Here is a 13,883-nt window from a genome sequence, read left to right as displayed (position 1 = left end):
GGTCGGGTCGGCAATGGCCAGTGGCTGTGGGGCTGGGCGCGGCGCCGCGGCCTTGGGCACAGGCTGCTTGGGGGTGGCCGGTGCCGGCGGCGCGGGTGGCTGCGGAGCCACCTGCGGGGCGGGGGGCGCAATGAATTCGCTGAGCAACTCGGCCGGCACGATGACCTCGACCGCCTTGCGGGCCAGGCCCGATTGGATGGCCCAGATCACCGCCACGTGCGCGAGCACGATGGAGCCAGCGATCAGCGCATTGCGACTCTGACCAGAGGTGGAGGCAAAACGATCAGGATGGGGCATAGAGAAGCCGCTCGTGCTTGGCGGGCAAGCAATGGCTGTCATGTCGGGTCACGCTGTCGATCAAGGCAACGCCTTGACCGACAGCAGCCAGATGACTCGAAGGGTTTAGCACTTGCAGAAGATGGGGCACGACGTTGGCAAATGTCCGCGGCGATTCCCAGCGAAGAAGTCACGGGATTCATGGGCTGTGGAATCCCTCGGCGGCGCCGATAAGACTCCGAAAGAATTGCTGCAACGAAGGCGACTGCTGTGTTCAGGCGCGTTGTGTGCGCTTGCGCACAGCCTCAATGCTTGTGCCCGCCCGCAGAAGTGGACTGCTGACCGGTTCCCAGGGCACGCACGGACGCTTTCAGTTCCACCGACTCGCGCTTGCCGTCCTTGCTCTCTATCACCAGGGTCATTGGCACCACATCGCCTTCCTTGATCGGCTGCTTCAAGTCCATCAACATCACGTGGTAGCCCCCAGGTTTGAGCTCGACGGCTTTGCCGGCGGGCAGATCGATACCAGACACCTGGCGCATCTTCATCACGTTGTCCTGCATCACCATTTCGTGCACTTCGACGACCGGTGTAACAGGGGATGCGGCAGCGACGAGTTTGCTGTCTTTGGCCGCTTGCAACTGCATGAAGGCGCCCGTTGCCTTTTGTTGCGGCACGGTGGCGCGAACCCACGCATCTTTCACAGTGACCTGGGCCTGGACCGAGGCGGCCAGCAGCGATGCAGTCAGAACTGTCATGCGGATCGAGAATTTCATGTTTTCTCCTGGGAGAGTTGGTGGATAGGGATTCAGGTGGGGTTCAAGATCTTTGCGATGTCTTCGGCGTAGTCCTTGGCCGTTTGCTCGTGGCGCAAGGCGAGCCGCAGCCTGCCGTCTGGGTCATACACATAGCTCAGGGCTGTGTGGTCCATCGTGTAAGAGGAACCGGTCGGCACTTTCTTGTAATAGACCTTGAACTCCTTGGCCGTCTGAGCGGTATGGTCGACATCCGCGTACAGCGCCAGAAAGCTGGGATCGAAAGCCGCTGTGTAGGCCTTGAGCATCTCAGGGCTGTCACGCTCAGGGTCGATGGTGATGAAAATCACCTGGAGCCGCTCTCCGTCATTTCCCAGCAACCGCTTCACTTCTGCGGCGCGCGCCAACGCGGTCGGGCAGACATCCGGACACTGCGTGAACCCAAAAAACAGCATGACAGCCCTACCCTTGAAGTCCGCGAGGGTCCGCTCACTTCCATCCGGAGCCTTGAGCCGGAAGTTCTTGCCATATTCGGCGCCCGAAATGTCGATGCCGTTGTACTTTGTGGGCGCCTTCTGCTGACAGCCGCACAACGCCAATGACATCACGCCAGTGAAAGCCGCCGAGACAAGCAAGCGCCGGCGAAACAGGTCGCGAGAATCAAGACGCGATTTCAATGCCTTCCTCCTTGGACATGGGGTGCTTCGCCACCACCATGCGTCTGTTTTCAAACTGCTGAGGACGGCGGCTCACCGCCGCATGCAACGCACCACCAGCGCATCGACACACGCCAGAACGAGCATCGACGCCCCGACCAACGGAAACACCAGACCTCCCACCGCCAGCACGGCCATCACCCCTGCCAGCGCTCGACGCTATGCTGGCAACGGGGGCACGCCCACGCCGCCCGCCGGTCGGCGCTTGAACCACATCACGGCACCCGACACGCACAGCAGCACGATGCCCACGCAGAGCGCCAGCAGCAGCAGCTGGTTGAACACGCCCCACTCCTGCCCCAAATGAATGTTGATGCCCCATTCCAGCCATCGACCCAATGGGCCGTAATCGCCGTATGACATGTCCAGCAGCGGCCGTCCGGTGTACTGGTCCAGGTGCACAACGCGCTGCAGCGCCAGGTCGTGCGGGTAGGCAGACGCGGTGAATACACCCTGCGCACCCTGCGGTGGGTTCACGGTGTAGCCGGGGGCCAGTTGAAGGCGCTGCACCAGGACCATCACGGTGTCGATGTCAAGCGCGGTGCGGGCGGGGCTGGACGTTGCTGCAGACTGCGCGACGGACCCCTCGCCATGCCAGATATGCGGGTTGTGCTCCGCGTTCGTTTGGGCATGCGCCGCATGGCCTTGCTGATGCTCAAGACTCGCACTGCCGGGCTGCTGCGTGCGTTGCAGTGTCCACGGCAGGTGCGCCATGTCGGCAAGAGGTTGGCCCGACATGGGCAGCTGGACACGCACGCCTGCGGGGTAGCCAAAATCATGGCCATTGGCCCATTCGTTGGCCTTGGCGCCCCACAGCACCGACCAAGGCATGCCCGTTATTGCCAGGAAAAGCAGGCCAACACCTACCACCACCCCGGTCACTGCATGCAGATCGCGCCAGTACACGCGCTGGCGTGGCGTACCGCGCACAGTGACCACGCCCCCCCGGGACGCCGCAACCGAGCCGCGCGGCCACCACAAATACAGGCCGGTGAACACCAGCAAGATCGCCCAGCCCGCTGCCATTTCGATGAAGCCACGTTGCACCGGGCCAAAGTACTTCAGGCTGTGCAGCTTGCGGATCGTCCAGCCCAGCGTGCCCCGGTCGCTCAGAGTACCCAGCACCTTGGCATTGGCAGGGTCTACATAAACGGCCACCTTGTCCCCATCGACGGTGCGCACGCCCACCTCGGCAGAGCGGCCCGCTGCGGCAGGGGGCGTGTACTTGAACCAGGTGCCAGGCTGGGCAGCCAAGGCGGCGGCCAGGACGGCACTGTGTGGTGCGGGTTCAGTGCCAGCCGCTGCAGGCACAGGAACCGTGAGCAGGTCTGCATGCACATACCGATCAATGGCCTGGTGGTAGACAAACAGCGCGCCCGTTACCGCCAGCCAGATGAGCAGCGGCAGCACCAGCAGCCCAGCATAGAAGTGCCAGCGCCAGACGGCGCGGTACACGCTGCTGCGGGTGAGCGCAGAGCCGGGCTCTGTCTGTCCACCCTGCTCAGAGGTGAAAGCGCGCGCCATGCTCAGAACTTCCAGTACACGCCGGCATAAGCGCTGCGACCGTCGCCAGGCGAGTAGCCGGACGATCCGCTGTCGTACCACGCATAGACGTACTTGCGGTTGGTCACATTCTTGAGCTGCAGACCCACATCCAGCGTGGGCGACAGCCGCCATGTCGCTCCCAGGTTGAGCAGCGCGTAGCCTCCGGTACGCCCCAGGGTGTTGGTGCGCTCCAGGTAGTAGTTCCCCTGTGCATTGGTCCAGGCGCTGAGCTTGAGCTGCGTGCTGGCCTGGTAGTCCAAGCCCAGGGTGGCGAGGTAGCGCGGCACGTTTTCAATCTCTTTGCCGCGCGTCGCCGGAGCGCTCGGATCGGGTTCCACAATGCGCGCGATTTGTGACGAGTAGCCCAGCCAGCCGCTCCACCGCGCATCCAGGCGTGCATTGATCTGCACATCCAGACCCTTGCGCACGGTACGGCCGACGTTGCCCTGCCCGCCAGGATCGGGCAGGCCGTTCACGCCCAAAACACGCGCCACTTCGCCACTGGCGCGCTGCTCCCAGTAGGCCACGCGGGTTTCGACGCCTGTGGTGGGCTGCCACTTCACGCCGGTCTCCCAGCCATCGTTGAGCGACGGGTCCAGATTGCGGCTTTGCGACGGTGTTCGGAAACTGTCGATCCCCGTGCCAATCTGGAAAGTACGGCCCCAGTTGGCATACACACTGGTGTCGGGCCGTACCGCGTAGGCCACGCTGATCTTGGGCTGGGTGATGGTGCCGTAGTCGTGCACAGGGGATGTCACCCTGGTCAGGCTATCGGTAAAGCGGCCGCTGATGCGGTCTACCCGCAGCGCGGGAATGATCTTCAGCGCCTGCACAGGTTGCACCACGGCCTGCACATAGGCACCCCGTGTGTTCAGGTCAAAGTCCCAGTCCCGGATTTGAGAAGTACGCACCTGCTGCACTGTGCGATAGCGCTCGGCAGCGTTGTCCTGCCATTGCGCGTCAAAGCCGCCCTCCAGAGCGAAGGCATGTGCCCATGCGACTTTGGGCCGCCAGGTCAGGGTGGAGATCAGGCCCTTGTGAGCCTCGTCGTTGTATCGCTCTTGCTGCACACCCGCTTCAGAGAAGCGCACAAAGCGCCGGTTCTCATAGTGCTGGGTATAGGCGCGGGTGGTCCAGGCCAGATCATCGGACAGCTGCCCCTCCAGATGCGCACTCAGTTGCGTGGTCTCACGCGCGCTGCGATCCCACGCGGCATAGGCGGGTGAGCTGCGAGGTGCACGGGCAGCCTGCTCGGCCGTGAGGTAACCAGACTCCAGCGCCTTGTTCCTGTAGTAGCGGGCAATGACACCGGCACGCCATTGACCACCGTCGCTGGTGTAGAACCACCTGCCCGACAGCGCCTTTTTATCGGCATTGGCATGGTCGCGGTAGCCATCGGATTCGCGGGTGGCTACAAAGTAGTTCTGGCTCCAGTTGCCGCTCTCAAAACCCTTGGTGATTTGCAGCTCGCGCGTGCCAAAACTGCCCAGCGTCAGGCTGGCCTGGCCGTCGTTGCCGCCTTGACGTGTGATGACATTGACGTTGCCTGCAATGTTGTTCAGGCCGTGCCGCGGATCGTTGGTGCCCCGCACAATTTCGATGGCTTCCATCTCCAGAGGAAACACAGCATCCAGAAACGGCATGCCCCCTGCGTTGTCGTTGCTGGGAATGCCATCAATGAGCAGCTTGACGGCGTTGACCCGTCCTTCGCCATTGAATCCGCGCATCGAAAAGCGCCCGGCATCGGTGCCCTGCTTGAACTGCGTGACCTGAACGCCAGGTGCACGGGTGAGCAGTTCCCAGCTGTAGTCCACATGCTGGTCTTGCAACATGCTGGCACCCAGGATGTCCACCGAGCTGAAGACATTGCGCACGTTGAGCGCCCCCCAGGGGGCGGACTTGACGGTGACGGTACCCAGCGTGAGAGCTGCGTCTGAGGAGGCCTCGGCGGCAGGGGTTGCAGAGGCTGCAGATTGGGCCCACGCCGGGACAGACAGGGTCGAGATGGCGGTTGCAACGGCCAGGGCGAGCGCATGCCGCGCGGGCACACCAGAGGGGATACGTGAGAGGCTTGGCATAGGGAACCATACGGCCCCCTCGATGTTCGGCGCCTCAGTGACCACGCGCTGCAAACGCCAGCAGCCCCACCAGGACCACTACCGGCGCGCAACGACGTCTTCTACACAGGGCAGAACAGATAGGGGAGCGCTAAAAAAAGTGGGGAGGCAAAGTGCTGCGGGCCACGACTGCGTCGTGCCGGGCGCAAGCCAACAAAAAGAAGATCAGGCCGCTGAGAACCGAGGCGGTCCACGCGCAGGCAAGGCGGTGCCGTCCCATTGCGGCCGGTGCACCGACGCTGCAACAGGTCGGTTGTGCTGCCGCGCTGAAGCGAACGGCTCGACTGGAGGCTGCTGCGGAACAGGCGCTTGCAACTGCACACAGAGAATGCAGTCAAGCCCATACGGGCCCAAGGCCTGCAGATCGGATGCGTTGCCCTCGTCCCCGGCCTAGCCAACCACCACCAGCTTGACAGAGCCAGAGGCACTGCAGACCAACTCCAGCGACTGGGAATGGATCAGCGGGGCGGCGCTGGCCACTCCTACGACGCAACAAAACCACGCCAGAACAAGGCGGGCGAGCAGCGTGGAGGAGCGTAGGCGGTGCATGAAGGCCGAGTTATCGCCGGGACAGCCACATTGCGCCCACTCGGACCATCGTGCGCGCACACGCAGCCGGGGATGCGTCTGGCGTCATCGCCCGAAGCCCCTGGTCTTGAAACCGTCACAAATGCCCGTATCATTAGCACTCGCTGCAGATGAGTGCTAACAGCACCACTGCCCAGGGATGGTGCCCGGGCGTCCGGGTGCCTGGATTGATGCCGTTTTTTTTGAAACCAGGAGCAATGCAATGAACCTTCGCCCCCTGCACGATCGCGTGATCGTCAAGCGTATCGAGAGCGAGACCACGACCGCCTCTGGCATCGTGATCCCCGACAACGCCGCTGAAAAGCCCGATCAAGGTGAAGTGCTGGCCGTGGGTCCCGGCAAGAAGAACGACAAGGGTGAAGTCATCGCCCTGAACGTGAAGGTCGGCGACCGCGTTCTGTTCGGCAAGTACTCGGGCCAGACCGTCAAGGTCAATGGCGACGAACTTCTGGTGATGAAGGAAGACGACCTGTTCGCGGTGGTCGAGAAGTAATCCTTCGCCCGTTTATTACTCACTTTTTGATAGCTGCTCGTGCTTGCTTCATAAGCACAAGCAGCCAATTTGAACCCCCATTTCAGGAGCTTCCAACATGGCAGCAAAAGACGTAGTTTTCGGCGGCGAAGCCCGCGCCCGCATGGTTGAAGGTGTGAACGTTCTGGCCAACGCGGTCAAGGTCACCCTGGGCCCCAAGGGCCGCAACGTGGTGCTCGAGCGCTCGTTCGGCGCCCCCACCGTGACCAAGGACGGTGTGTCCGTGGCCAAGGAAATCGAACTCAAGGACAAGCTGCAGAACATGGGCGCCCAGCTCGTGAAGGAAGTGGCGTCCAAGACCAGCGACAACGCCGGTGACGGCACCACCACCGCCACCGTGCTGGCCCAGGCCATCGTGCGCGAAGGCAGCAAGTACGTGGCCGCCGGCCTGAACCCCATGGACCTCAAGCGCGGCATCGACAAGGCCGTGGCGGCCCTGGTGGAACAGCTGAAGAAGGCTTCCAAGCCCACGACCACCTCCAAGGAAATCGCCCAGGTCGGCTCGATCTCGGCCAACAGCGACACCTCCATCGGCCAGATCATTGCCGACGCGATGGACAAGGTGGGCAAGGAAGGCGTGATCACCGTGGAAGACGGCAAGAGCCTGAACAACGAACTGGACGTCGTGGAAGGCATGCAGTTCGACCGCGGCTACCTGTCGCCCTACTTCATCAACAACCCCGAGAAGCAGGCCGCGATCCTGGACAACCCCTTTGTGCTGCTGTTCGACAAGAAGATCAGCAACATCCGTGACCTGCTGCCCACGCTGGAGCAAGTTGCCAAGGCCGGCCGTCCGCTGCTGATCATTGCCGAAGAAGTCGAGGGCGAGGCCCTGGCCACGCTGGTGGTCAACACCATCCGCGGCATCCTGAAGGTCGTGGCCGTCAAGGCCCCTGGCTTCGGCGACCGCCGCAAGGCCATGCTGGAAGACATCGCCATCCTGACGGGCGGCAAGGTGATCGCCGAGGAAGTGGGCCTGAGCCTGGAGAAGGTGACCCTGGCCGACCTGGGCCAAGCCAAGCGCATCGAAGTGGCCAAGGAAAACACCACCATCATCGACGGTGCTGGTGCTGCAGCCGACATCGAGGCCCGCGTCAAGCAGATCCGCATCCAGATCGAAGAAGCCACCAGCGACTACGACCGTGAGAAGCTGCAAGAGCGCGTGGCCAAGCTGGCCGGCGGCGTGGCCGTGATCAAGGTGGGCGCTGCCACCGAAGTCGAAATGAAGGAAAAGAAGGCCCGCGTGGAAGACGCGCTGCACGCCACCCGCGCTGCCGTGGAAGAAGGCATCGTGGCCGGCGGCGGTGTGGCCCTGCTGCGTGCCCGCCAGGCCGTGGGCGAGCTGCGCGGTGACAACGCCGACCAGGACGCTGGCGTGAAGCTGGTGATGAAGGCCATCGAAGCGCCCCTGCGCGAGATCGTCTACAACGCCGGTGGCGAGCCTTCGGTGGTGGTCAACAAGGTGCTGGAAGGCGCTGGCAACTTCGGCTTCAACGCGGCCAACGACACCTACGGCGACATGATCGAAATGGGCATTCTGGACCCGACCAAGGTGACCCGCACCGCCCTGCAGAACGCCGCTTCTGTGGCTTCGCTGCTGCTGACGACCGAAGCCATGGTCGCCGAAGCACCGAAGGAAGAAGCCGCTGCCCCGGCCATGCCCGGTGGCATGGGTGGCATGGGCGGCATGGACATGTAATCCAGCCCCCGGCGCACCGCACGGCCGCACGCCGTGCGTGGCTTCCGACCCAGCCCGCAGGCTTCGGCCTGCGGGCTTTTTTCATGGGCGCGCCGGTCGTCCTGGCCCTTGCCGCCCAACGCCGCCGAAGCAGCACAGCCCCAGCAGCGTTGCGCGGCTCGGGGTGACCAGCCGCTCGAAAAGCAGCAGCAAGCGCTATTTATTTAATAGCATCTTATTCAGCACAGACAAGCACAAGCTGCCATTTTTGCCTATACCGGACCGGAAACCCCGAACCGCCCGCAGCGCAGCCTTCAGCCCCGCTTCAGCCAGCGCACGCACGATGGCGGCATGACATCGACCACCGCCGCCCTCCCCCCTTCGCCCGCCGCCGAGCCCCCGGCCGCACCCCGCCGCCGTCTGCGCGATGCGCCCAGCCGCCTGCTGCACTGGCTGCTGGCCATCGGCGTGGTGGGGGCCTATGCCACCAGCGAATGGGACAGCGCCCGTGCCGTGCACGCCCTGCTGGGCTACGGTGTGGTCGGGGTGCTGGTGCTGCGCCTGCTGTGGGGCCTGGTCGGGCCGCGCAGTACGCGCATCGGCGGGCTGGTCACCCGGGTGCGTGCCGCGCTCAAGGCCGGGCTGCGCCCCGAGGCAGGCTGGACGGTACGGGTGGGCGGTGCCATCGCGCTCACAGGCCTGGGCCTGCTGCTGCTGGCAGCGCCTGCCACGCTGTCGGGCGTGGCACTGCTGCACAGCGGCTGGGCGGGCAAATGGCTGGAAGACGTGCACGAGGCCCTGGGCAGTGCACTGCCCTTGCTGGCACTGGGGCACGCGGCCGCGCTGGCCGCAGCGGTGGCCCTGCGCGGGCGGCAGGCGCTGTCGCCCATGTTCAGCGGCACCGTGCCCGGCCCTGGGCCGGATGTGACGCCGCGCAACCACCTGGGCGTGGCTGTGCTGTGCGCCCTGGTGCTCACCGCCTTTCTGTGGGGACAATGGGACAGCGTGCAGACGGCTGTGGCCGACACCGCTGCCGTGGGCCACGAACGCCGCCACGACGATGACGACGATTGAGCCAACACCGAACCCACTCCCACCCTGCGTATGCGCATTCTGCTGGCTGAAGACGACGAACTGCTGGGCTCGGGCCTGAAGGCTGGCCTGGCCCAACACGGCTTTGCCGTGGACTGGGTGCGCGACGGCGTGGCCGCCGAGCGCGAGCTGCGCACCGATGGCTTTGCCGCCGCCATCCTGGACCTGGGCCTGCCCCGCCTGGACGGCATGCAGGCCCTGGCCGCCGTGCGCCGCGCAGGCTGCCGCACCCCGGTGCTGGTGCTCACTGCCCGCGACGCCGTGAGTGCGCGCATCGCCGGGCTCGACGCTGGAGCCGACGACTACCTGGTCAAGCCCATCGACCTCGAAGAGCTGGCCGCCCGCCTGCGCGCGCTGGTGCGGCGTGCACATGGGCAGGCCGAGCCGCTGCTGCAGCATGGCGCGCTCACGCTCGACCCCGCAGGCCGCACCGCCCAGTGGCAGGGCCAGCCTGTAGAGCTGTCGCAACGCGAGTTCGATTTGCTGCACGCACTGCTGCGCAACGCGGGCCGCGTGCTCAGCCGCGAGCAGCTCGAACAGCACCTCTACCCCTGGGGCAGTGAAGTGCAAAGCAACGCGGTGGAAGTGCATGTGTACCACCTGCGCCGCAAGCTGGCCCCCGGGCTGATCGAGACCGTGCGAGGCGTGGGCTACCGGCTGCCGCGCGAGGGCGCATGAGCAGCACGCCCGCCCCGGATCGGCCTGCAGCCGCCCCGCGCACCGCATCGCTGCAGCGCCGCCTGCTCACGGCCGTGCTGTCGCTGTGGGTGCTCGCCTGGGCCGCCACCGGGGTGCTCACCTGGGTGGACGCGCGGCACGAAGTGAGCGAGCTGCAGGACGCCCACCTGGCCCAGGCCGCGGCCTTGCTGCTGCTGCAACCCTTGGACGAGTTGGACGAACGCGGCCAGCAGACGGCCGCCGACCTGCACAAGTACCAGCCGCGCGTGGTGTTCCAGGTGTGGCACGCAGGGCAGCTCGTGGCCCGCTCCGCCAGCGCACCCACCGTGCCGCTGGCCCCGCCGGATGCGAGCGGCTTTCTGGACCGCCAGGTGCAGGGCCAGGACTGGCGCGTGTTTGCCACGCACACGGACGACGGCCACGTGCAGATGCTTGTGGGCGAGCTGGAATGGTTCCGCCGCGATGTGGTGCTGGCCAGCGTGCGCAGTGTGCTCACCCCGCTGGCGCTGATGCTGCCACTGGCGGCGCTGGGCGTGTGGTGGGCGGTGCGTGGTGCGGTGCGGCCCTTGCAGGCCCTGGGCACCAGCGTGGCCGAGCGTGCGCCGCAGTCGCTTGCGCCCTTGCCCGAATCCGGCGTACCGCCCGAAGTGCTGCCGCTGGTGCAAGCACTCAATCAGCTGCTGGACCGCGTGGCACACATGGTCGAGGCCGAGCGCCGCTTCACGGCCGACGCAGCCCACGAGCTGCGCACGCCGATTGCAGGCATCCGCATGCAGGCACAGGTGGCGCTGGGCGCCAGCGATGCCGCCGACCGCACGGCGGCCTTGCGGGCCACACTGGCAGGCTGCGACCGCGCCACGCGGCTGGTGGAACAACTGCTGCAGCTGGCGCGGCTCGAAACCGACGCAAACGCCGACGGTGCGGAATGCGACATGGCCGCCGTGGGCAGCACCGTCGCTGCATGGCTGGCCCCCCAAGCGCGGCAGCGAAACCAGACGGTGGTGCTGGATGTGGCCGCCGGCGTGCCGGCTGCGCCGGTGGGTGAGGCCCTGGCGCAAGTGCTGATGCGCAATCTGCTGGACAACGCGCTGCGCTACAGCCCGGACGGATCGACGGTGCGTGTGCGCATCGAACCCCTCGCACCTGGAGGCGGGCAGCTGTGCGTGGAAGACAGCGGCCCCGGCGTGCCGCCCGAGGCGCTGGACCGGCTGGGCGAGCGCTTCTTCAGAGTGCTCGGCACAGGCCAGAGCGGCAGCGGACTGGGATGGTCCATCGTGCAGCGCATTGCGCGGCTGCACGGGCTGGGCGTGCAGGCCGACACCAGCCCCACGCTGGGTGGCCTGCGCGTGCAGGTGCGCTGGAACGCGCCCCTGCCGCACGTTTAGGCCTGCCGCGCGCGCAAGCCCGCTGCCGCACGGCGCCGCGTGCTGCGCCGCGAGCGCTCAGGCGCTGCGCAGCGCCTGCGCTGCACGGGCCAGCTCGGTGATGCGGGCCCAGTCCCGCTGCGCAAGCGCTGGTGCTGGCGTAAGCCAGGAGCCGCCCACACAACGCACGTTGGGCAGCGCCAGATAGTCGGGCGCCGTGGCCACGGTGATGCCGCCCGTGGGGCAGAACGACACCTGCCCGAACGGACTGGCCCAGGCCTTGAGCAGTGGAATGCCGCCCACGGCCTCGGCCGGGAAGAGCTTGAGAAAGCTGTAGCCATCGTCCAGCGCAGCCATGATCTCGCCCGAGGTGGCCACGCCCGGCAGCAGCGGCAGGCCCAGGCCGCGGCAGGCTTGGCCCAGGGCGCTGGTATAGCCAGGGCTCACGGCAAACACAGCACCAGCGTCGCGCGCGCGTTGGGCGTCGGCCGCGCCCAGCACGGTGCCTGCGCCCACAATGGCCTCGGGCACGGCGCGGGCCATGGCCTCAATGGCAGGCAGGGCCGCCGGTGTGCGCAAGGTCACTTCGAGCACGCGCACACCGCCCTCGACCAGCGCCTGTGCCAGCGGCACGGCGTCCTCCAGGCGGTCGATCACGATCACCGGCACCACCGGGCCGTAGGTGGGCAAGTCGAGTGTGGAAAGCGGGGTCACAGCCATGTGCAGGCTCCTTGTTCGGCACCGCCTGCATGGCGGCGGAAGTTGGCAAACAGTTCGCGGCCAAAGCCGGTGGCTTCTGCCGCAGGGCCAGCAGCCGGGGTGCGGGCCGCCCAGGTGGCTTCGTCCACCAGCACATCGAGCGTGCCGGCCACGGCGTCCACCCGGATGCGGTCGCCATCGCGCACCCGCGCCAGCGGGCCGCCGCCCAGGGCCTCGGGCGTGACGTGGATCGCTGCGGGCACCTTGCCCGAGGCTCCGCTCATGCGGCCATCGGTCACCAGCGCCACGCGCAACCCCTTGTTTTGCAGCACGGCCAGCGGCGGCGTGAGCTTGTGCAGCTCGGGCATGCCGTTGGCCTGCGGGCCCTGAAAGCGCACCACGGCCACGAGGTCGCTGGTGAGTTCGCCCGCGGCAAACGCGGCCAAGAGCGCCTCTTGCGAATCGAACACCCGCGCAGGCGCTTCGACCACATGGCGGTCTTCGGGCACGGCCGAGACTTTGATCACCGCGCGCCCCAGCCGCCCTTGCAGCAGGCGCAGGCCCCCGGTGGGCGAGAACGGTTCGGCCGCAGGCCGCAGCACGCTGAGGTCGCCCGACTGCGCAGGGGCCGGCGCGGCCCCATCGGCAATGCCGCCCGGGTTGACCGAGAGCACGTCGGCATGCATCAGCCCTGCCCCCAGCAGCTCGCGGAGGATCCAGGCCGGGCCGCCAGCGGCCTGGAACTGGTTCACGTCGGCCTCGCCATTGGGGTACACACGGGCCAGCAGGGGCACCACGGAGGACAGCTCGTCAAAGTCGGTCCAATCGATCAGGATGCCGGCCGCACGGGCCACCGCCACCCAGTGGATCAGGTGGTTGGTGGAGCCCCCCGTGGCCAGCAGTGCGGCCATGGCGTTGACGATGCAGCGCTCGTCCACCAGGCGGCCAATCGGCGTGAAGCGCGTGCCGCGCTTGCCGATGTCGAGCACCGTGCGCACCGCCTGACGGGTGAGCCGCTCACGCTCGGCCGTGCCAGGCGCCTCAAAGGCCGCACCCGGCACATGCAGGCCCATGGCTTCCAGCAGCATCTGGTTGCTGTTGGCCGTGCCGTAAAAGGTGCAGGTGCCGGGGCCGTGATAGGCGGCCGATTCGGCGGCCAGCAGTTCGTCGCGACCCACCAGGCCCTGGGCGTACTGTTCGCGCACCTTGGCCTTTTCCTTGTTGGGCAGGCCCGAGCCCATCGGCCCGGCGGGTACGAACACGCAGGGCAGGTGCCCATAGTGCAACGCGCCGATCAGCAGGCCCGGCACGATCTTGTCGCACACACCCAGCAGCAGGGCCGCGTCGAACACGTCATGGGACAGCGCTACCGCCGTGGCCATGGCAATGGCATCGCGTGAAAACAGGCTCAGCTCCATGCCCGGCGTGCCCTGGGTGATGCCGTCGCACATGGCGGGCACTCCTCCGGCCACCTGCAAGGTCGCGCCGGCCAGGCGCGCTTCGTCGCGCAGCACGGGCGGAAACACCTCGTAAGGCTGGTGGGCCGACAGCATGTCGTTGTAGGCCGTGACCACGCCGATGTGCGGCGCTTTCTCGACCGTGACGCGGAACTTGTCGGCGCCCGGCAGCGCCGCATACGCATGGGCCAGGTTGGCGCAACCCATGCGGTCTTGCGGGGGGCGGCGCTGGATCATCGAGTCCACCACGGCCAGGTAGGCGCTGCGCGTGGCCTGGCTGCGCGCAACGATGCGCGCCGTGACGCGGTCCACGACCGGGTGGAGGGAAACATTCGGGGGCTGCATGGGCCGGCTCCGTTCAAGAACAGGGCCTAGAATGTAACTTG

The 13,883-nt window shown here is 66.5% G+C and carries 11 protein-coding genes and 1 pseudogene; 5 read left to right on the top strand and 7 right to left on the bottom strand.

Features of this window, described 5'->3' with window-relative positions:
• From ABD866_RS03040 to ABD866_RS03020, 5 genes and pseudogenes are all read right to left on the bottom strand, one after another.
• Positions 1 to 297: pseudogene (locus ABD866_RS03040) on the bottom strand (energy transducer TonB); the annotation flags it as partial.
• 284 nt (positions 298 to 581) lie between these two features.
• Positions 582 to 1,052: a copper chaperone PCu(A)C gene (locus ABD866_RS03035; protein ID WP_345061009.1), complete on the bottom strand. Its 471-nt coding sequence runs from the start codon at positions 1,050 to 1,052 to the stop codon at positions 582 to 584.
• A 32-nt stretch (positions 1,053 to 1,084) separates the two neighbouring features.
• Positions 1,085 to 1,636, bottom strand: coding sequence for an SCO family protein (locus ABD866_RS03030; RefSeq protein ID WP_345061025.1), 552 nt, complete (start codon positions 1,634 to 1,636; stop codon positions 1,085 to 1,087).
• A gap of 270 nt (positions 1,637 to 1,906) precedes the next feature.
• Positions 1,907 to 3,271, bottom strand: coding sequence for a PepSY-associated TM helix domain-containing protein (locus tag ABD866_RS03025; RefSeq protein ID WP_345061008.1), 1,365 nt, complete (start codon positions 3,269 to 3,271; stop codon positions 1,907 to 1,909).
• Between the two features lie 2 nt (positions 3,272 to 3,273).
• Positions 3,274 to 5,370, bottom strand: a complete 2,097-nt coding sequence (locus ABD866_RS03020) for a TonB-dependent receptor (protein ID WP_345061007.1) — start codon at positions 5,368 to 5,370, stop codon at positions 3,274 to 3,276.
• An 829-nt stretch (positions 5,371 to 6,199) separates the two neighbouring features.
• On the opposite strand from ABD866_RS03020, the gene ABD866_RS03015 reads away from it, so the two are divergent.
• The 5 genes from ABD866_RS03015 (at position 6,200) to ABD866_RS02995 (ending at position 11,362) form a co-directional block, all read left to right on the top strand.
• The gene (locus ABD866_RS03015) at positions 6,200 to 6,490 is read left to right on the top strand and encodes a co-chaperone GroES (protein ID WP_015012625.1); all 291 of its coding nucleotides are present in this window, start codon (positions 6,200 to 6,202) and stop codon (positions 6,488 to 6,490) included.
• 97 nt (positions 6,491 to 6,587) lie between these two features.
• The gene (gene groL / locus ABD866_RS03010) at positions 6,588 to 8,228 is read left to right on the top strand and encodes a chaperonin GroEL (protein WP_345061006.1); all 1,641 of its coding nucleotides are present in this window, start codon (positions 6,588 to 6,590) and stop codon (positions 8,226 to 8,228) included.
• A 330-nt stretch (positions 8,229 to 8,558) separates the two neighbouring features.
• Complete coding sequence (locus ABD866_RS03005; protein WP_345061005.1) at positions 8,559 to 9,281, top strand: cytochrome b/b6 domain-containing protein; 723 nt, start codon at positions 8,559 to 8,561, stop codon at positions 9,279 to 9,281.
• Between the two features lie 30 nt (positions 9,282 to 9,311).
• Positions 9,312 to 9,977 carry a winged helix-turn-helix domain-containing protein gene (locus ABD866_RS03000; RefSeq protein ID WP_345061004.1) on the top strand — a complete coding sequence of 222 codons (666 nt, stop codon included), beginning with the start codon at positions 9,312 to 9,314 and terminating at the stop codon, positions 9,975 to 9,977.
• Complete coding sequence (locus tag ABD866_RS02995) at positions 9,974 to 11,362, top strand: ATP-binding protein (protein WP_345061003.1); 1,389 nt, start codon at positions 9,974 to 9,976, stop codon at positions 11,360 to 11,362. The genes ABD866_RS03000 and ABD866_RS02995 overlap by 4 nt, the downstream gene beginning before the upstream one ends.
• Positions 11,363 to 11,419: 57 nt before the next feature.
• Here the strand turns inward: ABD866_RS02995 and eda are convergent, their stop codons facing one another.
• Positions 11,420 to 12,061 (bottom strand): bifunctional 4-hydroxy-2-oxoglutarate aldolase/2-dehydro-3-deoxy-phosphogluconate aldolase, encoded by a 642-nt coding sequence (gene eda, locus ABD866_RS02990; protein ID WP_345061002.1) that lies wholly within the window; start codon positions 12,059 to 12,061, stop codon positions 11,420 to 11,422.
• Complete coding sequence (edd, locus tag ABD866_RS02985) at positions 12,052 to 13,842, bottom strand: phosphogluconate dehydratase (RefSeq protein WP_345061001.1); 1,791 nt, start codon at positions 13,840 to 13,842, stop codon at positions 12,052 to 12,054. The genes eda and edd overlap by 10 nt, the downstream gene beginning before the upstream one ends.
• Positions 13,843 to 13,883: the final 41 nt, after the last annotated feature.

This window comes from Acidovorax lacteus (assembly GCF_039540375.1).
In the GTDB taxonomy this organism is placed as follows: domain Bacteria; phylum Pseudomonadota; class Gammaproteobacteria; order Burkholderiales; family Burkholderiaceae_C; genus Acidovorax_G; species Acidovorax_G lacteus.
Note: the sequence above shows the minus strand (reverse complement) of the source record. Positions and strands in the feature narration are given on the sequence as shown.

Coding starts and splice junctions, on each gene's coding strand:
- ABD866_RS03035 (WP_345061009.1), bottom strand. CDS start 1,052: ATGAAATTCTCGATCCGCATGACAGTTCTGACTGCATCGCTGCTGGCC.
- ABD866_RS03030 (WP_345061025.1), bottom strand. CDS start 1,636: ATGTCATTGGCGTTGTGCGGCTGTCAGCAGAAGGCGCCCACAAAGTAC.
- ABD866_RS03025 (WP_345061008.1), bottom strand. CDS start 3,271: ATGGCGCGCGCTTTCACCTCTGAGCAGGGTGGACAGACAGAGCCCGGC.
- ABD866_RS03020 (WP_345061007.1), bottom strand. CDS start 5,370: ATGCCAAGCCTCTCACGTATCCCCTCTGGTGTGCCCGCGCGGCATGCG.
- ABD866_RS03015 (WP_015012625.1), top strand. CDS start 6,200: ATGAACCTTCGCCCCCTGCACGATCGCGTGATCGTCAAGCGTATCGAG.
- groL (WP_345061006.1), top strand. CDS start 6,588: ATGGCAGCAAAAGACGTAGTTTTCGGCGGCGAAGCCCGCGCCCGCATG.
- ABD866_RS03005 (WP_345061005.1), top strand. CDS start 8,559: ATGACATCGACCACCGCCGCCCTCCCCCCTTCGCCCGCCGCCGAGCCC.
- ABD866_RS03000 (WP_345061004.1), top strand. CDS start 9,312: ATGCGCATTCTGCTGGCTGAAGACGACGAACTGCTGGGCTCGGGCCTG.
- ABD866_RS02995 (WP_345061003.1), top strand. CDS start 9,974: ATGAGCAGCACGCCCGCCCCGGATCGGCCTGCAGCCGCCCCGCGCACC.
- eda (WP_345061002.1), bottom strand. CDS start 12,061: ATGGCTGTGACCCCGCTTTCCACACTCGACTTGCCCACCTACGGCCCG.
- edd (WP_345061001.1), bottom strand. CDS start 13,842: ATGCAGCCCCCGAATGTTTCCCTCCACCCGGTCGTGGACCGCGTCACG.